The following is an 18,502-nucleotide window of genomic DNA, read 5'->3' on the forward strand; positions in this document are numbered from 1 at the left end:
ATAAATTGCGATATTGGTTAGGAATAAATAGTGCCAGTATTAATCACCGGTTTAGCCTGCTGATCACCGCAGAGCACCACCAGCAAATTACTGACCATAGCTGCCTTGCGCTCACCATCCAACTCCACTACACCTTGTAGCTTTAATTGTTCGATAGCATCAGCCACCATGCCCACCGCACCCTGCACAATTATCTTGCGCGCGGCCAACACTGCACTCGCCTGCTGCCGCTGCAACATTGCTTGTGCAATTTCCGGTGAATAAGCCAGGTGACTCAAGCGCGCTTCCAAGACTTCTACACCCGCTTTTTGCAATCGGTCCTGCACTTCACTTTTTAATTTCAACGCGATGGTATTTGCATCGCTGCGCAGCGATAAACGCTCGTCATCCTGATCATGCTCATAAGGGTAAGTGGTCGCCAAATTACGCAGCGCTGCTTCGCTTTGAATGGTGACATAGTTTTCGTAATCATCGACTTCAAAAACCGCCTCTGCCGTATCCACCACTCGCCATACCACTACCGCCGCAATTTCAATAGGGTTACCGTTGGAATCGTTAACCTTCAAACGACCCGATTCAAAATTGCGCACCCGCAGACTGACCGACTTTTTACTGTAGAGCGGATTCGCCCAACGCAAACCAGTGGTGCGATCAGTTCCCGCATATTGACCGAATAACTGCAGCACTTTGCCTTGATTAGGCTGCACCATGTAAAAACCGAACCAGCAAATAAAAACCAATAAGGCAACAAGCCCTAACAGCACTTTTAGCAACAGCGGCATAAATACTACTCCCGCCACCGTTGCTACCTGCAACACCAGCAAAACCACCAGTAACAAATACCCTGAACCGCTGCGGGCTTCCACTTCTTGAACCATGATGTGCTCCTTGATTGATCGATTAAAAAATTATTTTGATATCATATTGATATCAAAATAACACACAAAAACCCAACTGACAATTGTCATTGCGCACTAATGACTTTCACAGCTGGCACAAATTTGTCGCAACAAGCAAACTGATCGTTGACAATAAAGAGCAACTATCGCGCGTATTTTGGTTAATCACCCTATCGGACAATTGGCTCACCATGCACAAACCTAGTAACGATTGCGGCGGCTCCGTCTACTCAGCCAAGTCATGGGTCTGGCTTTTTTTTAGCCTGTATTATTTTGTCCCCCTCTACTACATGCCATTTGAGGGGCTGCAACTGCTCATTTTGATTGGTGTTTACTGCGTATTTGTCGGCTTATACCTCTGGGCAATCACCCTCAGTGCGGCGCAAGCATGGAAAGCTATTCTCGCGCTCAGCCTTTTATCCATAACCACCACCGCCTATACCCCTGGCGCCAGCACTTTTTTCTCTTATGTCGGTTTTTTGATTGGCTTTTCCTACCGCACCAAAATTTGGCTGAATTTGCTGGCGCTCCATGCGATGGTAATTGTGGCAATGCACTACACCTTCAATTATCCGGTGCCATTTTTTGCACTACCGGCACTTTCAGGGTTAATCACCATCAGCATTATTGGCTACGTGGAACGCGTGCGTCTTGAAGCGCGTATTAGCCAACAGAAGAGCCATGAGGAAATAGAGCAATTGGCGGTGATTGCCGAGCGCGAACGTATCGCCCGCGACCTTCACGACATTCTCGGCCACACCCTCTCCAGCATTGCATTGAAAGCCGAATTGGCCGAGAAGTTACTGGCACAGGACAAGCAGGATCGCGCCAGGGAGCAAGTATCCGAACTGCATCAAATTGCACGCAATACCCTGAGTCTGGTCCGCCAAACGGTGTCCGGCTATAAACATCGCGGGCTTTCCGGTGAAGTGATGGAGCTCTGCGAAAAATTGCGGCAAAACGGCTTCGTGGTTGAACTCATGGGGGAAATTCCGCAATTAAGCGCCCGCGCCGAGACTGCACTTATTCTGGCACTCACCGAATTGACGACCAATGTCCTACGCCACAGTAATGGCAATCACTGCCAAATTGAATTTCGCCACAGCTGCGACAAAATCGTGGTGAGTATGCGCGACAACGGCAGAGTGAGCGCACTAATGCCTGGCAATGGCTTGCAGGGCATTCAAGAGCGCCTCAATGCATTGGCGGGCGACATGCAATCGTCCATTCATAAAGGCTGCGAGTTTGTTATTTCACTGCCGCGCCGCGAACTACACCAGTAATTCGGCATATCCAAACGAGAATGTAATAGCGATGAAAATTTTGTTAGCGGAAGATCAATCCATGGTGCGCGGCGCGTTAGCTGCCCTGCTCGGCATGGAAGATGGCTTTGAGATTACTCAGGCAGAAGATGGCGACCGCGCCTGGCTGCTGATGAAACAACACAGCTACGATATTTTGCTTACCGATATTGAAATGCCCGGCCGCTCAGGTTTGGAGTTGGCACAATGGGTGTTGCAACAAAAAATCCCTACAAAAACCATCATCATCACCACCTTTGGTCGCGCCGGTTATATCCGTCGTGCAATCGATATGGGCGTAGCCGGTTTTCTTTTAAAAGATGCGCCCTCTGAACAATTAATTGAATCCATCTACAAAGTAATGGATGGCAAGCGCGTCATTGACGGCGAGCTTGCCATGATGGCACTGGGCGAGGCAGATCCGCTTAACGATAAAGAACGTCGAGCATTGCGCCTTGCAGCCGAAGGTAAAACTACCGCCGAAATTGCCACCGTACTCTGCTTATCGGAAGGCACTGTGCGCAATTATCTCTCCGAAGCGATTGCCAAATTACATGCCGCCAATCGTGTGGACGCCGCGCGTATCGCTCGCCAAAAAGGCTGGATTTAACCCGCAACGGAATTAGATCAAGTTTAGTAATTTAATCCCTCCAACTGTTTCTGAATGGTCAGAATGACTGTTAGAATCCCGCTGCGCCTGCGGCTGCTCAGCCGCTAGGCACGTAAAAACTACAACAATATCAACACGATCAAATAGCATCACCGCTACTAATAACCAACAAAAACACGGAAACCCAGCTAATGCATACTGATACTATCCGGCAGCTGCCGGAGTACGCGGCCCTGACCCGCGCGCGCAAAAGAATTATGTGGCCTCTCTCACTGGCCACAATCCTCGCTTATTTCGCACTTATCCTGACTATTGCGTTTAACCCCGGTGCATTGGGTGAGCCCATTGGTGAGGGTGTTACCTCTATAGGTATGGTGCTCGGCCTGGGTGTCATTCTATTTTGCATGGTAGTCACCGGAATTTACGTGTATTACGCCAACCGCGTGCTGGAACCGCTTACTCGCGCCATCGTCAATAAAGCAGGAGCAAAATAATGAAAGTTCATGCTCCACTCGCCGTATTACTTTCCGCTATGGCCACCTGCGCCTGGGCACAAGCATCCAGCAGTTCCGCCATCAATGTCACCGCGGTGGCGATGTTTCTAGCCTTCGTATTAATCACGCTCGGCATCACCTACTGGGCCGCCGGTCGCACCAAAACTGCCAGCGACTTTTACGCCGCAGGCGGTGGTATTAGCGGCTTCCAAAATGGCTTAGCAATTGCGGGCGATTACATGTCTGCCGCCTCCTTCCTGGGTATTGCCGGCTTGGTATACACCTCGGGTTTTGATGGCTTGATTTACGCCATCGGCTTTTTGGTGGGTTGGCCGATTGTATTGGTACTGATCGCCGAGCCACTGCGCAATTTGGGTAAATACACCTTTGCCGATGTTGCCTCGTTTCGCTTGCAACAAAAACCCATTCGCATCCTCGCCGCCAGTGGTTCGCTGGTAACAGTAATTTTTTATCTGATCGCACAGATGGTGGGCGCGGGTAAATTAATTGAACTGTTGTTTGGCCTACCCTACGAAGCCGCTGTGGTCATTGTTGGTGTGTTGATGACACTCTACGTCACCTTTGGCGGCATGATTGCAACTACGTGGGTACAGCTCATCAAAGCCGTTTTATTGCTCTCTGGTGCATCACTCATGGCGTTTTTAGTGATGATGCAATTTGGTTTCAGTTTTGAAAATTTATTTGCCGAAGCAGTGAAAGTTCACACCAAAGCCAACGCCATCATGGCACCGGGCACCTTAGTGAGCGATCCGATCTCTGCCATTTCGCTCGGTATCGCGCTCATGTTTGGTACCGCAGGTTTGCCACATATCTTGATGCGCTTTTTTACCGTGAAAGATGCCGTACAAGCGCGTCGCTCGGTATTTTATGCAACCGGATTTATCGGTTATTTCTACATCCTCACCTTTATTATTGGTTTTGGCGCCATCATTTTATTGCTGAAAAATCCGGCCTATTTCACCGATGGTGCGTTGATTGGCGGCGCCAATATGGCCGCGATTCATTTATCCCAAGCCTTGGGTGGTGACATTTTATTAGGTTTTATTTCAGCAGTCGCTTTCGCCACGATTCTCGCCGTGGTATCAGGTTTAACACTCGCAGGTTCCAGTGCCATCTCCCACGACCTTTACGCCACGCTGGTATTAAAAGGTAACCGCGATGAGAAAAAAGAAATTCGCGCATCGCGCATCGCTACGGTGTGCTTGGGAGTGATTGCGGTATTGCTCGGCATAGTGTTTGAAAAACAAAACGTGGCGTTTATGGTTGGGCTCGCATTTTGTGTAGCGGCCAGCGCCAACTTCCCGATTTTGTTGCTGAGTATGTACTGGCGCAAACTCACCACTCGCGGTGCAGTAATGGGCGGTGGATTGGGCTTATTTACCGCGGTGATTTTAGTGGTGATTGGCCCCACGGTATGGGTGGATGCGTTTGGTTTTGAGCAGGCGATTTTTCCCTACAAATATCCCGCAATTTTCTCCGTGAGCGCTGCGTTTATTGGTATCTGGTTTTTCTCAATTACGGATAAATCAGCCTCGGCAGCAAAAGAACAAGCCGCGTTTGATGCACAGTTCGTTCGCTCACAAACCGGTATTGGCGCCTCGGAGGCAGCGAAGCACTAAGAAGCTTCAAAACCGATTTGAAAGCCCATGCAAATTAGTTATTTGCGTGGGCTTTTATTTATAAGCCCAAAGGACAGGTAAGCCTATGCAAAGATTCACTGCAAAAATATATAGCACTTTATTGCTAACACTCTTGTTTTTATCTGCCCCAGTAATCGCAAATAAAGAGGAAGAATTTGACTACAGGCAATCTGTCGCTCTAATTTTGCAAACAAAAAATGGCGGGCACATACTGCAACGCCCTGATTATGACGAACCAAAAAATGTATTTCGCATTGCATTTGGTGCCATTGATAATTATTTGGGGGAAATGCACCGCAAACACTCGGGGCTTGAGCTTGACATCAGCTCTCTGGTGGCTGAATACAGTTTTATCTTAGTGAACCATGAAAATACTAAATTGTTTTATCTCGGAGATCACTGGCTGGGTGATGGGAGCAGTTTTGCAATAATGGATCATGAAGATTATGTAACAATTAAAGATGTTTTTGATTCAACAAACCGACACAGAAACGATGAAACCCCTAAAAACTTTTTGGATAATTATATAAAAAATATTCAGCAACTCTGGCAACAGGATACAGAAGAGTACTTTCGCGAATATCATTTTCCAGAACGAGGGAATACATCGCCTGTTGATTCAATTCCTAGCAACAAACCCATCATAAGAACCAATAAAAGTACTAATTTTTCTTCCAATCAAACATCTAACAATGAACCATTAAGACTCATATTGGAATCGAAACGTCAAAAAACAACTGAAAGCAAAACACCAATTGTCTCAAATTCATTAATGAAAGAAACATTATCTGACAATTCGTTTAATACTGAAAATACTGAGAAAGACTTGAACGCTGAGCAAACTGCAAGCATCAAGACCACACACTGGTTTTGGACTATAGGGTTGATCGTATTATTGTTAATCGGATATTTGTGGTGGAAAGGCAGGACATAAACCTCACTAACAGTGGTAACCGACCGAACCCTATTCACTTGCATCAGTTTGATACCACACTTACACGTTCGAAGAGTCTAATTCCCCGGAGAATTAGACGCCATCAAAAAACCATTTTTCAACTTGCGCATCCTTGCGCTCAAGCCGTAATAACAGCCGATTAAAGCCCGCAGGGCGATGGCAGAGCCGGGTTTTGCTCTTTCACATCATCCACGTATTCCACTCCGGTAGTCTGTAAATGAGTAACTTGCCCTTCAAGTTCAGCAGGCGTCAGCGCAACACCTTCCTGGAAAAATACCCAATCAATATCTTGCTGATACTCGCGCAACTCCGGTGAATCAACCGGCCCGATTGAACCGTCAGCACCCTTGGGCATAAACCACAGATTAAAGTTAATCGACATAAAATCTTCGGGGTAGACCGCACTGCTGTGCTCCGAAAATAATTTGCCATCGACGTAGTAGGTCAGCTTGTTATCGGTGATGGTCAACATCAAGGTGCGCCAACCTGCATAGCTGCCCTCTACGCGGGTATTTTCATTAACCTTAGTCCAAGGCTCTAACTGAAAAGTATCCCAACTGGTTGTCCACATCGCCGGTTTTGCATTTGCGCCCCAACCGCCATTAGGCAGGTATTCAAAATCTGCCTCGCTGTAATCCTTATCCATAGGCGCCTTAAGCGGGCTGATGGTGTAAAAGGTTTGGATCACTTCATCACCGTCCGGACCATAGGTTGGTTCATCGCGGAAGAATACCCGTGCGGCATAGGTACCCTCGCGGTATTTGCGGGCATGACAAAACTGGGTGTGACGGGTGTTCTCGCCCTGCCCGGCCGTTACCGAACTCATACGCACAGCGCCAGCGTGAGTTGCAGGGATATCTTGATGGAAACTGATGCCCTCCGCTGACCAACTCGCCCCTTTAATACCCGGATGGCCAGTTTCAGTTCTCACCCGCCAGCCGTTGCGATTAAAGTCCTCTAGCGAGCTGTAATTAAAATCATCAAAGAAAACAGCGGGAGCCGAAACCTCGCTCGGCGGTGCAGAGACACTGTGCTGTACCGCATTGACTGCACTGGTTGCTACTGTTGGTGATGTTGTTGTTTCATTTTTTGCACCGCATGCAACAAGCAAAGATGTTGCCGCGATGGTGCCAATAAAAACTAACTCTTTGTGTTTCATTGTTGTTATCCGTGGTGGTTGATTGAAAGCTCACTCTCGTTAATTGGGACAACGTTGTCAATAATTGATAGGTGCAGAAATCGCTAGATTAACCCCTGTTAACAAAAGTTGATGCAAAGTGAAATTGTCTTTAACACTCTATGGGTGCTAGCACACCTGAAACTTAAAAAGGTGGCGCGACGTCGATGAATACCGGTTCAGTGGTATGCGGATGCAAAAAAGCCAGATCCGTTGCATGCAATAACAAACGATTGGCGGCGCTCGCCCACTCGCCCCCATAAAACTCACAGCCCAGAATCGGGTGGCCTATGGTCTGCAAATGCAAGCGCAACTGATGGGAACGACCGGTGATAGGGTGCAGCAAAACCCTTGTGGTACACGCCTGTTCATCGCGCGCCAACACCTGGTATTCAGTGACCGAGGGCTTACCGGTCTGCTGACAAATTTTATACTTTGGCCCTGTATCCGCTGCGATGGGCAAATCGATAATACCTTCATCCTGCGCCATCAACCCAGCCACTACAGCGGTGTAGTGTTTACTGACACTGCGCGCCTGAAACTGTTTACTGATGTTCGACAAGGCCGCCTTATTGAGCGGCACCACCATCACACCCGAGGTATCAAAATCCAGACGATGCACAATAGTTGCGCTCGGGTACTCCACTTGCAGGCGACTAATCACAGAATCGCGATTCTGTGGGTGGCGACCCGGTACACTGAGCAGGCGAGTGGGTTTGTTAATCAGCAGAAAATCCCTATCCACCTGCACTATCTGCAGGTTTTCGGTACAGGCGGGCAGGATAAACAAATCGTCGATAGGCGCAGACATAGGCGTAAGATAGAGGCTGTGGGCAAGGGCTGCCATCATAACCAGATGGAACAAGCTTAGCGATAAACAGTCGTTCACTTCCCTGCCCTCGCCTGCTAAGGTGCCGGCGCTTATTTAGTGCAAAAATTCACCAGAAGGATCTCACACCGAGGTCGCCGAAATGCCGCTTTTCCTGTATCCTGCGCGCCTCTATTTTTCGCCCTAATGCCATTTTTATGGCCTTTATCCTGATGCCATTTGTGATGGCTTTTATCCTGGTAATAGGTATCTAGCTACATGTATATCTACGATGAGTACGACAACAGCATTCTGCGCCAGCGTATCGCCCAGTTTCGCGACCAGACCGAACGCTTCCTCGCCGGTGACTTGAAACCCGAACAGTTCCTGCCCCTGCGTTTGCAGAATGGCCTGTATGTACAGCGCTTGGCGCCCATGCTGCGTATCAACGTGCCCTACGGCATGGTGAACTCCACGCAACTGCGCAAGCTGGCCCATATCGCCCGTCATTACGATAAAGGCTACTGCCACGTCAGTACCCGTCAGAATATCCAATACAACTGGCCAGACCTGACCGAAGTGCCGGACATTCTCGCCGAACTGGCTGAGGTGGGCATGCACGGCACCCAATCCAGTGGTAACTGCATCCGCAATACCACCTCTGACCAGTTCGCCGGTGTTGCCCCCGACGAAATGATTGACCCGCGCCCCTACTGTGAAATTATTCGCCAGTGGTCCAGCTTCCACCCTGAATTTGCGTTTTTACCGCGCAAATTCAAAATCGCTGTCACCGGTTCAACGCAAGATCGCGCCGCCGTACAAGTGCACGATATCGGCCTGCAATTGGTGCATAACGCACAAGGCGACGTGGGCTTTAAAGTTTACGTGGGCGGCGGTTTGGGCCGCACCCCGGTTATAGGCGTGGCGATTCGCGACTTCCTGCCCGAAGAAGATTTGCTGTCGTACCTGGAAGCTATTTTGCGGGTGTACAACCTTTTTGGTCGTCGCGACAACAAATACAAAGCGCGGATCAAAATTTTAGTGCGCGCCTTAACCCCTGAAGTCTTTGCCCAAAAAGTGGAAGACGAATGGCAGCATTTGAAAGACGGATATAACAAGCTGACGCAAGAAGAGATCGCCCGCGCCAAAGGTTTCTTCACCGCTCCGGCTTACGAAACCATTGATAACGCAGCGGCGCAAGCAAAGCTTGATGCACAAGCTGCCGAGAGCATTGCTTTTGGTAAGTGGTTGCAGCGCAATGTGCGCGAACACAAAATTGCCGGTTACGCCTCAGTGACACTCTCGCTCAAGCCAACCGGTGTTGCACCAGGCGATATCACCGACAGCCAACTGGAAGTGATTGCCGATCTCGCCGATAAATACAGTTTTGGCGAAGCGCGCACTACGCATGAACAAAATATTGTGTTGGCCGATGTGAAAAAAGCCGATCTGTTTGCACTCTGGCAGGAATGTAAAACCGCCGGTTTTGCCACGCCCAACATCGGCACCATTACCGACATTATTTGCTGCCCCGGCGGCGACTTCTGTTCACTCGCCAATGCCAAATCCATTCCGATTGCTGAAGCTATCCAGCGTCAGTTTGAAGACCTGGATTACGTTTATGATCTGGGTGACATCGACCTGAACATTTCCGGTTGTATGAATGCCTGTGGTCACCACCATGTGGGTCACATTGGTATTCTGGGCGTGGATAAATCCGGCAAAGAATTTTATCAAGTGCAACTCGGTGGCAGCGCCAGTAACGATGCTTCGCTCGGCGATGTACTTGGCCCCTCTTTCGGCGCCGATGACATGCCCGCCGTGATTCAAAAAATCGTCGATGTGTATGTTGCCAATCGCACCGATGAAGAATTGTTTATCGACACCTATCGCCGTATAGGCGCAGCTCCCTTCAAGGAGAAAGTTTATGCAAAAGCTCATTAAAGACGGCCAGATTGTAGAAAATACCTGGACGCTCATCGCCAAAACTGAAGGTGATGCGGCAGCAGTGGAAGTCCCTGCCGGTCAGGTAATTATTCCGCTAGCAGTATGGAATGCGCAAAAAGACACATTGCAAAACCGCACTGATATTGGTGTGTGGTTGGACAGCGATGAAGGTGCAGAACTGATTGGTGCAGACGTCAATCGTTTTGCTGTGATTGGTGTTAACTTCCCGCTGTTTATGGATGGCCGCGCATTTTCTACTGCGCGTCTGCTGCGCGAGCGCTATGGTTTTACCGGTGAGTTGCGCGCCGTAGGTAACTTTATGCGCGACCAACTCTGCTACTTGCGCCGCTGCGGTGTTAATGCGTTTGCGTTTGCCGATGCAGAAGCCAATTTGGAAGAGGCGGTAAAATCCCTCAGCGATTTACAGGAATATTATCAAGCCGCGGTTGATCAACCCCTGCCGTTATTCCGCCGCCGCGCTTAATAGTTTCAAGCTAACCAATAAAAAAACGCCGCAACGATCCACTCATTGCGGCGTTTTTTATTGGTCAAATTTTATAATTGCGCTGTCGTAAAAAACCGTAGAATATCCTCCGACTGCAACAAAGTATCTTTACGCCCAAGCTCCATGAGCTCATTAATAAATTCATTAGAAAAAAGCAGATAACTCGCAGCCGTCGCGCCCCCACCTTTTGCGGTAGAACCTGTCGCACGCATAAAAAAGCGCAAGCTTTTAGGTAGATAACGCACGTTGCGCCCCGCTATACCATCGATGGGGTAACTGGGTGAGATCACCATATTATTGACGGGTCGCAATTGGATTCCTTGCTGATTACGAACATCCTCGGGAATCAACTTCAACAGCTCATTCATGCGTTGCATATGCTCCAAATCCCCCTCGAGGGCATCCACGAATGCACTGTTAAACAAATGACCAACGATCTGCCCCATGGAGGGCGAATGACGATGGGGCACGCGACGATTTGCCTTGGCAGCCGTGCGGTTGCCACTCACCCCGATAACAAACAATGACTCTGCACCCAGATGTAACGCCGGACTAATCGGTGCCAGCTGGCGCAGAGCGCCATCACCAAAATATTCGCGATTAATTCGCACGGCGGGAAATACCGTTGGAATTGCCGAAGACGCCAACAAGTGTTCCAAGCGCAGCTCAGTAGCAACGCCACTGCGTCTATGCCGGTTCCAACTTTGCAGGTCGGGATGTCCCTGAAAAAAACTCACCGTATGACCAGAGGTATACCCCATGGCCGATACACTCACCGCATGAAGCTTGCCTTTATCAATCGCGTGGCTAATATTTTCAAAATGGATGACTGACCCCAACAAATTCCACAGAGGGGAATTATCCAATAATGACAGCGGACGACGATGGCCCATACCTTCATTAAACAAAGACAAACCTAATAAACTCAGACCTTTAAAAAGATCCCACCAGCCGTGCAAATACACCTGACCTATATCCAGGTTTTGCCAGACATAAGCCAAAGCGTTTACCGCTGATTTAAAATTACCCTTATGCGCCGCCAGTGCCAGTGCGTTAATTGCTCCGGCAGATGTACCACAAATTATAGGAAAGGGGTTTTCAATATCATCAGGCAGAATTTCAACCAGCGCCTGCAATACACCCACTTGATATGCCGCGCGAGCGCCACCACCAGAAAGAACCAAAGCTGTTTTCATAAATTGTTCTAATGAAGTAATAGTGCTTATAGATGCGAATCACTATTCACAAAGCAACAATTAAAATTTAGTTATCGTTTTTAGACTAGCAGCTATTAATAGCAGTGACACGGATTATTGTTTTTAGAATGAATAACAGCATCCGGTAACGGATGCTGCCGATAAAAATAAATATTACTCAGCTTGCACTAACAATAGAGAACCGTCGACCGCCAACACCCGTACGTGCATTCCAACCGGCACTGGCTCAACGGCTTCTTTTAACCGCACTTGCCATTCCGTACCCGAATAACTAACCGCACCTTGATCGCGAGTCACGAGCTGCGTCACGGGTAGAACCCTACCAATCATATCGCTACTGGTATCTGGCACTACGGCAGCATTTTGAAAACGCTTAAACGGTTTCCACAATATCAGCGCACTTATCGCAGTCAGTAAACCGAGTGACAATATCGCCATTTCCCAACCATTAATTACGCCAAGGGAAATCATCACACCAGTCAATAGCGACCCCAAGGCGACAAATAATAATGGGCCACTCATGCCCAATACGCCTAACTCTAATATCAGGCACAGACCGGTAAGCGTGTAAAAAAGATGCGCAGGATTTTGTACAAAATAATCAACGATATTTGTCACCATTAATCCCTCTTAGGCATTGCGTGGGTGATGCGACAAATTAATTGCCGATGACACTGCCATAGCCTGCGCTACCGTACTCACAATGTTATCGCTGGTTTTACCATCTGAAAGCACAACTGTGCCCTCATGAGCGATGGCTTTGTGCGCAGCAATAGCACCTTGTGCCAAGTTCAGTGCGATTGCTTTTTGGCCTTCGTCAGTTGCTGCTGACTTACCGATAGTTGTCAGCGCTTCTGCTTCAGCAATCGCCACCAAACGAATAGCTTCAGCCTTACCTGTAGCCTCCAAAATTTGTGCTTCTTTGCTTGCCTCTGCGGCTAATACTTGCTCTGCCTTGGCTGCTTCCGCATCCAACACACGCGCTTGTTTTTGCCCCTCGGCGGTGGTAATTGCCGCAATTTTTTCACCCTCGGCGGTTAAAATTGCCGAGCGTTTCTGCCGCTCTGCGGTCATTTGTTTTTCCATGTCTTCTTTAATCGACGGTGGAATAGCAATTTCCAGTAATTCAAAACGCAACACAATCAAACCCCAAGGCTGGGTAGCCAGCAACATTGCCTCTTGAATTTTGGCATTGATGGCAGAGCGATTTTGAAAACAATCGTCCAGCTCCATTGAGCCGATCGCATTACGCATAGAAGTCATGGCCAATTGGGTACAGGCCAGTTTGTAGTCAGTGATATTGTTAGTTGCTGCCGCTGCGTCGATTACTTTAATAAACAACACTCCATCAATCATGATCGCAATATTGTCCTTGGTAATTGCTGACTGCTGCGGAATAACCAAGGTCTGCTCTTTCAAATTGCGGTCTGCCTCAACCGACTCGACAAAGGGAACAATAAAATTCAAACCGGAACTTAATGTTTTTGTATATTTCCCAAAACGATAAATCACATAACCCCTATTTTGCGGCACAAAATGAATACCTTTTTTAAGGGTATAAAGCAGTACCAATGCAATCCAAAATGCCGGGCTTGTTACGATTGAAAAAAGCGAATCCATATTATTTTCCTATTTGGTTAAGTTATTCCTGCACAAGTTAACACTCGAGCCTGGTTTTATTTTTTAATATCCTGATCACGCAATTCACGACGCAAAATTTTACCCACGTTAGTTTTTGGCAACTCTTTGCGAAACTCGATTTGATGCGGCACTTTATAAGCAGTGAGTGTTTGCTTGGCAAATTTTCGCAACTCTTCTACGGTCAAATTTTCATTGGCGCTCACAATAAAGGCCTTAACTATTTCACTTCCCTCGCCATCAGGCACACCCACAACTGCAGCCTCAATAACATCGGGATGACTACTCAGCACATCCTCCACTTCGTTAGGGAACACTTTAAAACCACTGACATTAATCATGTCTTTTTTGCGGTCGACAATCTTGATAAAACCATCAGGTTGGATAATGGCAATATCTCCGGTTTTAAACCAACCCTCATCATCCATTACTTCTGCGGTAGCATCGGGGCGCTGCCAGTAACCTTTCATCACCTGCGGACCGCGTACACAAAGCTCGCCCGCTTCGCCGCTGGGTAAATTCTTATTGTGTTCATCAATGACTTTGCATTCGGTATCGGGCAAGGGCAAACCTACAGTCCCCATTTGCACATTATCAATGGGGTTATTGGACACTACCGGCGAAGTTTCGGTTAATCCATAACCTTCACTAATAGGCGCCTTGGTTAATTCCAACCAGTGTTTTGTAGTTTCTGCAGTAAGCGCCATTCCACCTGAGCAGGTGAGACGCAAATGACTAAAATCCAAATTGCAGAAATCGGGGTTGCGCATTAATGCATTAAACAAGGTGTTTAAACCGACAAAAAAAGTAAAGGGAACACCCTGTAAGGTTTTAACAAAACCAGGAATATCGCGTGGATTGGGAATTAATAAACTGTGATTACCAAGCGCCACCGCCGAGGTGCAATGAATGGTAAAAGAGTAAATGTGATAAAGCGGTAGCGGCGCGACATAGAGCTCCTGCGCAGGACGAAACACATCCTTCATGCGCTCATTAAGTTGCATCATATTGGCAACCAGGTTGCGGTGCGTCAGCATCGCCCCTTTGGCAACACCTGTAGTACCACCGGTGTATTGTAAAACTGCTACATCTTCTGGCACTTGGGTTACCGGCTGCCAAGGTAGTGATGCCGCAGCCAATGCTTGGTTAAAGCCTATCTGATTTGGAAAAGAAAATGGCGGCACCATTTTTTTGACGTATTTCACTACTGCGTTAATTAGCGTACGCTTGAAAAACGGATGCAAATCGGCAAGTTCGGTTACTATTACCTGCTCCACGCTCGTTTCTTGAATAATGGAGGCTGCATTTTTGGCGATATTCGCTAACACCACCAATGCCTTTGCACCGGAATCGTTAAGTTGGTGTTTTATTTCATGAGCCGTGTAAAGCGGGTTGGTATTGACTATCACCAACCCTGCGCGCAACGCACCGAATATAACAACGGGATACTGCAGAACATTCGGCAATTGAACCGCAATTCTATCGCCTGGCTTCAGCGATGTTTTCTGCTGTAAATAAGCTGCAAACTGCCCGGCAAGATGATCGAGTTCCGAATAGGTAAGCGATTGCCCCATACAGCTAAACGCTTTTTTGTCAGCAAACTTTTTACAGGAATCCGAGAAAACCTCTGCAAGCGTTCTGTTGTATTGCAACGACATCTGACATTCTCCATATTTGTTATTGTGCAAAATTGAAACAGCAAGAAAACCGGCAAGGTATTCCTGATTAATATCCTGATTGTAGCCAATTACACCACGCTACGCGTTGTTAGCGAAGTGCACGGTCGATCAATAATAACAACTGAGCAGTAATGGCAGCGGTAAAGCCCCATATCTCATAACCTTGGTAATGATATACAGGCACACGCAAGGTACGGCCATGCCGCACAAAACAGTCCTCACGCACCTGCAATCCGGATCTGAAATCCGCAATCGGCACCATAAAAATACCGTCCAATTCATCCGGCGAAGGCTGTAATGGGGTGGCCGCATCAAAATGAGCAACAAACGGGGTTACTGCAGTACCGGCACGCGTATGCGATTGAGGCAGAGAGCCTAACAACTGAATATGACGAGCAGGTAAACCAATTTCTTCACGAACCTCCCGCTGGGCGGTAACCAAAAGATTGTCATCGCCCGGCTCCCACATACCACCGGGAAAACAGACCTCACCGGGGTGCTGACGTAAATGTGCAGCACGCTTGGTAAATAAAATGGAGGGATTGTCGCCGCGGCTAATCAGCACCAGCACCGCTGCTTGAGGCGTATTGACTGGATCCAGAGGAGTATTTGTCAGTTGTTGCGCAAGCCCGTCAAATAGCCAGGAAGTCACTGAAAATCCTCGGGGTTAACTAAGAGGGACAGATCAAATGCGGGCTCTTGGTAAGGGTGAGCGGCGCGCAACGCTGTAATAGTGGCTTGAATATACTCATCAGCACAAACCATTTCAACACGATATTCCGGCAGGCATTCAAGCTCACCGATTTTACCAATATAGGGTTTAGCGTCAGCGAGGGGCCGAAACTGGCCTTGCCCCAACACCTGCCAACAACATTGATCATAATTGCCAAGCTTGCCGGCACCCGCGGCAAACACCGCGGTTTTGACTTGTTCAAGATGAGACACGGGAACAAAGAAGACCAATTTATACATCGACTTTGCCCCCAGTAGCTCAGGTTTGTTAAATCACCCGCACCGCAATCACGTGTTCCACTTTGGCCAGCGCATCAATCACTGCCGCTGAAGGTGCCGCTTCAACATCGATAATGTTGTAGGCCACATCGCCGCGGCTTTTGTTGACCATATCTACCACGTTGACTTTGTGGTCAGCCAATACCGAGAGCACATGCCCCAAAACCCCAGAGACATTCTGGTTGGAGAAGGTGATACGCGCACCAATGCCGGGGTTGCGGTCCATAGACACAGCGGGAAAATTCACCGAGTTTTTGATATTGCCATTTTCAAGATAATCGACCAGCTGATCGGCCGCCATAATGGCGCAATTCTCTTCCGCCTCTTCGGTGCTGGCGCCAATGTGCGGCATAGCATAGACATCCTTGCGATTGAGCAGGATCGGCTCGGGGAAATCGCAAATGTATTTACCCAAATGACCGGCATCCAGGCTCTCCACTACCGCATGGGCATCCACAATCGCCTCGCGCGCAAAGTTGAGCAGGGTTGCACCCTTTTTGGTGACTTTCAGGGTGTCAGCATTAATCAGGTGTTTGGTCTGCGGAATGGCCGGCACATGCAGGGTGATATAGTCAGAGCGCGCCAGCAGCGATTGCAGGTTTTCCATACGGCCCACCTGACTGGGCAAACGCCATGCGGCTTCTACCGACAGCGCCGGGTCAAAACCAACCACATTCATACCCAGCGCCAGAGCGGCGTCGGCTATGAGCGAGCCAATGGCGCCCAAACCGACAATACCCAGGGTTTTACCGGCCAGCTCAAAACCAGCAAAGTTGGATTTTTCTTTTTCCAACAATTTGGACATCTCATCGGCATCGGTCATGTGGGTCAAGGTGCTCACGTACTCCATGCCCGGCAGAATGCCGCGCGAGCCGAGCAGCATACCGGCCAGCACCAATTCTTTTACCGCGTTGGCGTTGGCGCCGGGTGAGTTAAACACCACTACGCCTTTTTTGGTGTACTCCTCCACCGGCACATTGTTAGTGCCTGCACCGGCGCGGGCCACGGCTTTTACCGACTCAGGCAACGGCTCACCCTGCAGTTTATGGCTGCGCAATATATAGGCGTCAGGGTGGCCTATGTCGCTGGCGACTTCGTAGTTTTCGCGCGGAAAACGATTCAAGCCTTTGACTGAAATGGCATTGTAGGTTTTGATTTTGAACATGGTTGTTATTCCTCAAATCGGCTAACAAAAAGGCCGTGTAAAAACACGGCCTTAAGAACATTAATTGGCAAATCAGGCCGCGGTCGCTTGCTCGTAAGCCCAGCTCAACCAGGGCAGCAAGGCCTCCAGGTCAACCGCGCTCACAGTGGCGCCACACCAGATACGCAGGCCGGGTGGTGCATCACGGTAAGCGCCAATGTCGTAAGCAACACCTTCTTTATCGAGCAACTTGATCATGGCTTTTACCTGATCGGGGGTGGCCTTCAGGGTGAAGCACACGCTGGTATTGGACAGGGTTTCAGGGGTCTTCGCCAGGAAATCAATCCAATCATTAGCCGCTACAAATTTTTTCAATACGTCGAGATTGGCGTTGGAGCGGGCGATAGTTTCTTTCACGCCGCCGATTGCACGCACCCAATCCAGCGCGTCTAAATAATCGGCAACTGCCAACATGGATGGGGTATTGATGGTATCGCCCTTGAAGATGCCCTCGACCAGTTTGCCGCCGCTGGTCATACGGAACAGTTTGGGCATAGGCCAGCTGGGTTTGTAAGTTTCCAAACGCTCAACCGCGCGCGGGCTTAGGATCAACATACCGTGGGCGCCCTCACCGCCGAGCACTTTTTGCCAGCTGTAGGTGATCACGTCGAGTTTGTCCCAGGGCATATCCATCGCAAATACCGCCGAGGTAGCATCACAAATGGTCAAGCCTTTACGGTCGGCTGGAATCCAGTCGCCATTGGGCACTTTTACTCCAGAAGTGGTGCCGTTCCAAGTGAAGATTACATCGTTGTCAAAGTTCACTTTGGATAAATCCGGCAGCAGGCCGTAATCCGCCTCATGAGCGTTAACCGTCAATTTCAACTCTTTGGTGGCATCGCTCAGCCAGCCTTTACCAAAGGATTCCCACTGCAGAATATCCACACCGCGCGCCCCGAGCAGCGACCACATGGCCATTTCTACCGCACCGGTATCTGAACCTGGCACCACACCAACACGGTAGCCTTCCGGCAGACCCAGCAATTCAGCGGTGTCTTCACAGGCCCGCTGTAACGCAGCCTTACCAATGGTTGAACGGTGTGAGCGGCCCAGAGTGGAGATATCCAACTGCTCCAAACTGTAACCCGGGCGCTTGCTGCAGGGGCCAGATGAAAAATTGGGGTTATTGGGTTTTACTGCTGGCTTCATGGTAATCCTCTAGCTGACAGGAACAGTGCGCCTTGCGATAAGTACTCAGTTGCGATAGGTATCGCCAAAACGCACCAAAGAGGGCTCGCCCTTGAGCAACGATAATCGGGCAAACCCGTAAAATTCGGGGCGTCGATTATGCCAGCTCGCTTGCAAATAACCTAGCCAGAGAGGTGGCGATGAAAGGTCAAAATGAAACTTCAGGCAAAAAAAAGCCCTCTAAAACTCAGAGGGCGCAGGGAGACGT

The 18,502-nt window shown here is 48.9% G+C and carries 18 protein-coding genes; 7 read left to right on the top strand and 11 right to left on the bottom strand.

Translation table 11 applies throughout. The annotated features are described in order from the left end of the window. Positions 1-17: 17 nt before the first annotated feature. Positions 18-878, bottom strand: coding sequence for an SPFH domain-containing protein (locus tag D0B88_RS16025; RefSeq protein WP_151058404.1), 861 nt, complete (start codon positions 876-878; stop codon positions 18-20). 212 nt (positions 879-1,090) lie between these two features. On the opposite strand from D0B88_RS16025, the gene D0B88_RS16030 reads away from it, so the two are divergent. The 5 genes from D0B88_RS16030 (at position 1,091) to D0B88_RS16050 (ending at position 5,899) form a co-directional block, all read left to right on the top strand. Further along, complete coding sequence (locus D0B88_RS16030) at positions 1,091-2,182, top strand: sensor histidine kinase (RefSeq protein WP_225318413.1); 1,092 nt, start codon at positions 1,091-1,093, stop codon at positions 2,180-2,182. A 31-nt stretch (positions 2,183-2,213) separates the two neighbouring features. Continuing rightward, complete coding sequence (locus D0B88_RS16035; protein WP_007643611.1) at positions 2,214-2,810, top strand: DNA-binding response regulator; 597 nt, start codon at positions 2,214-2,216, stop codon at positions 2,808-2,810. 191 nt (positions 2,811-3,001) lie between these two features. Continuing rightward, positions 3,002-3,304: a DUF485 domain-containing protein gene (locus D0B88_RS16040; protein WP_040392683.1), complete on the top strand. Its 303-nt coding sequence runs from the start codon at positions 3,002-3,004 to the stop codon at positions 3,302-3,304. After that, complete coding sequence (locus D0B88_RS16045) at positions 3,304-4,944, top strand: cation acetate symporter (RefSeq protein ID WP_151058406.1); 1,641 nt, start codon at positions 3,304-3,306, stop codon at positions 4,942-4,944. The genes D0B88_RS16040 and D0B88_RS16045 overlap by 1 nt, the downstream gene beginning before the upstream one ends. 85 nt (positions 4,945-5,029) lie before the next feature. Continuing rightward, entirely contained in the window at positions 5,030-5,899 is an 870-nt protein-coding gene (locus D0B88_RS16050) for a hypothetical protein (RefSeq protein WP_151058408.1), read from the top strand. Positions 5,900-6,059: 160 nt separating this feature from the next. Here D0B88_RS16050 and D0B88_RS16055 read toward each other — a convergent pair whose 3' ends face one another. Further along, complete coding sequence (locus tag D0B88_RS16055) at positions 6,060-7,079, bottom strand: glycoside hydrolase family 16 protein (protein ID WP_151058410.1); 1,020 nt, start codon at positions 7,077-7,079, stop codon at positions 6,060-6,062. A 163-nt stretch (positions 7,080-7,242) separates the two neighbouring features. Further along, positions 7,243-7,947: an RluA family pseudouridine synthase gene (locus D0B88_RS16060; RefSeq protein ID WP_151059487.1), complete on the bottom strand. Its 705-nt coding sequence runs from the start codon at positions 7,945-7,947 to the stop codon at positions 7,243-7,245. Positions 7,948-8,184: 237 nt separating this feature from the next. Between D0B88_RS16060 and D0B88_RS16065 the strand changes: the two genes are divergently transcribed. Together D0B88_RS16065 and D0B88_RS16070 are read left to right on the top strand one after the other, a co-directional pair. Beyond that, positions 8,185-9,849, top strand: coding sequence for a nitrite/sulfite reductase (locus D0B88_RS16065; protein WP_007643627.1), 1,665 nt, complete (start codon positions 8,185-8,187; stop codon positions 9,847-9,849). After that, positions 9,833-10,336: a DUF934 domain-containing protein gene (locus D0B88_RS16070; protein WP_151058412.1), complete on the top strand. Its 504-nt coding sequence runs from the start codon at positions 9,833-9,835 to the stop codon at positions 10,334-10,336. Before D0B88_RS16065 ends, D0B88_RS16070 begins: the two co-directional genes overlap by 17 nt. Before the next feature lie 71 nt (positions 10,337-10,407). Here D0B88_RS16070 and D0B88_RS16075 read toward each other — a convergent pair whose 3' ends face one another. The 8 genes from D0B88_RS16075 to D0B88_RS16110 form a co-directional block, all read right to left on the bottom strand. Beyond that, the gene (locus D0B88_RS16075) at positions 10,408-11,553 is read right to left on the bottom strand and encodes a patatin-like phospholipase family protein (protein ID WP_151058414.1); all 1,146 of its coding nucleotides are present in this window, start codon (positions 11,551-11,553) and stop codon (positions 10,408-10,410) included. A gap of 174 nt (positions 11,554-11,727) precedes the next feature. Next, entirely contained in the window at positions 11,728-12,195 is a 468-nt protein-coding gene (locus D0B88_RS16080; RefSeq protein WP_007643641.1) for an NfeD family protein, read from the bottom strand. Between the two features lie 9 nt (positions 12,196-12,204). Beyond that, on the bottom strand, positions 12,205-13,194 hold the full coding sequence (locus D0B88_RS16085) for an SPFH domain-containing protein (protein ID WP_007643643.1): 990 nt from the start codon (positions 13,192-13,194) through the stop codon (positions 12,205-12,207). Positions 13,195-13,250: 56 nt separating this feature from the next. Further along, the gene (locus D0B88_RS16090) at positions 13,251-14,870 is read right to left on the bottom strand and encodes an AMP-binding protein (RefSeq protein WP_007643644.1); all 1,620 of its coding nucleotides are present in this window, start codon (positions 14,868-14,870) and stop codon (positions 13,251-13,253) included. A gap of 109 nt (positions 14,871-14,979) precedes the next feature. Continuing rightward, complete coding sequence (locus D0B88_RS16095) at positions 14,980-15,543, bottom strand: CoA pyrophosphatase (protein ID WP_007643645.1); 564 nt, start codon at positions 15,541-15,543, stop codon at positions 14,980-14,982. Then, complete coding sequence (locus tag D0B88_RS16100; protein ID WP_151058416.1) at positions 15,540-15,863, bottom strand: YqfO family protein; 324 nt, start codon at positions 15,861-15,863, stop codon at positions 15,540-15,542. The genes D0B88_RS16095 and D0B88_RS16100 overlap by 4 nt, the downstream gene beginning before the upstream one ends. A gap of 28 nt (positions 15,864-15,891) precedes the next feature. Then, positions 15,892-17,067, bottom strand: coding sequence for a phosphoglycerate dehydrogenase (locus tag D0B88_RS16105; protein WP_007643647.1), 1,176 nt, complete (start codon positions 17,065-17,067; stop codon positions 15,892-15,894). A gap of 72 nt (positions 17,068-17,139) precedes the next feature. Continuing rightward, on the bottom strand, positions 17,140-18,255 hold the full coding sequence (locus D0B88_RS16110; protein ID WP_151058418.1) for a phosphoserine transaminase: 1,116 nt from the start codon (positions 18,253-18,255) through the stop codon (positions 17,140-17,142). Between the last annotated feature and the right edge of the window lie 247 nt (positions 18,256-18,502).

The sequence above is a fragment of the Cellvibrio sp. KY-YJ-3 genome (assembly GCF_008806955.1).
Taxonomy (GTDB): Bacteria; Pseudomonadota; Gammaproteobacteria; order Pseudomonadales; family Cellvibrionaceae; genus Cellvibrio.

Coding starts and splice junctions, on each gene's coding strand:
- D0B88_RS16025 (WP_151058404.1), bottom strand. CDS start 878: ATGGTTCAAGAAGTGGAAGCCCGCAGCGGTTCAGGGTATTTGTTACTG.
- D0B88_RS16030 (WP_225318413.1), top strand. CDS start 1,091: ATGCACAAACCTAGTAACGATTGCGGCGGCTCCGTCTACTCAGCCAAG.
- D0B88_RS16035 (WP_007643611.1), top strand. CDS start 2,214: ATGAAAATTTTGTTAGCGGAAGATCAATCCATGGTGCGCGGCGCGTTA.
- D0B88_RS16040 (WP_040392683.1), top strand. CDS start 3,002: ATGCATACTGATACTATCCGGCAGCTGCCGGAGTACGCGGCCCTGACC.
- D0B88_RS16045 (WP_151058406.1), top strand. CDS start 3,304: ATGAAAGTTCATGCTCCACTCGCCGTATTACTTTCCGCTATGGCCACC.
- D0B88_RS16050 (WP_151058408.1), top strand. CDS start 5,030: ATGCAAAGATTCACTGCAAAAATATATAGCACTTTATTGCTAACACTC.
- D0B88_RS16055 (WP_151058410.1), bottom strand. CDS start 7,079: ATGAAACACAAAGAGTTAGTTTTTATTGGCACCATCGCGGCAACATCT.
- D0B88_RS16060 (WP_151059487.1), bottom strand. CDS start 7,947: ATGATGGCAGCCCTTGCCCACAGCCTCTATCTTACGCCTATGTCTGCG.
- D0B88_RS16065 (WP_007643627.1), top strand. CDS start 8,185: ATGTATATCTACGATGAGTACGACAACAGCATTCTGCGCCAGCGTATC.
- D0B88_RS16070 (WP_151058412.1), top strand. CDS start 9,833: ATGCAAAAGCTCATTAAAGACGGCCAGATTGTAGAAAATACCTGGACG.
- D0B88_RS16075 (WP_151058414.1), bottom strand. CDS start 11,553: ATGAAAACAGCTTTGGTTCTTTCTGGTGGTGGCGCTCGCGCGGCATAT.
- D0B88_RS16080 (WP_007643641.1), bottom strand. CDS start 12,195: ATGGTGACAAATATCGTTGATTATTTTGTACAAAATCCTGCGCATCTT.
- D0B88_RS16085 (WP_007643643.1), bottom strand. CDS start 13,194: ATGGATTCGCTTTTTTCAATCGTAACAAGCCCGGCATTTTGGATTGCA.
- D0B88_RS16090 (WP_007643644.1), bottom strand. CDS start 14,870: ATGTCGTTGCAATACAACAGAACGCTTGCAGAGGTTTTCTCGGATTCC.
- D0B88_RS16100 (WP_151058416.1), bottom strand. CDS start 15,863: ATGTATAAATTGGTCTTCTTTGTTCCCGTGTCTCATCTTGAACAAGTC.
- D0B88_RS16105 (WP_007643647.1), bottom strand. CDS start 17,067: ATGTTCAAAATCAAAACCTACAATGCCATTTCAGTCAAAGGCTTGAAT.
- D0B88_RS16110 (WP_151058418.1), bottom strand. CDS start 18,255: ATGAAGCCAGCAGTAAAACCCAATAACCCCAATTTTTCATCTGGCCCC.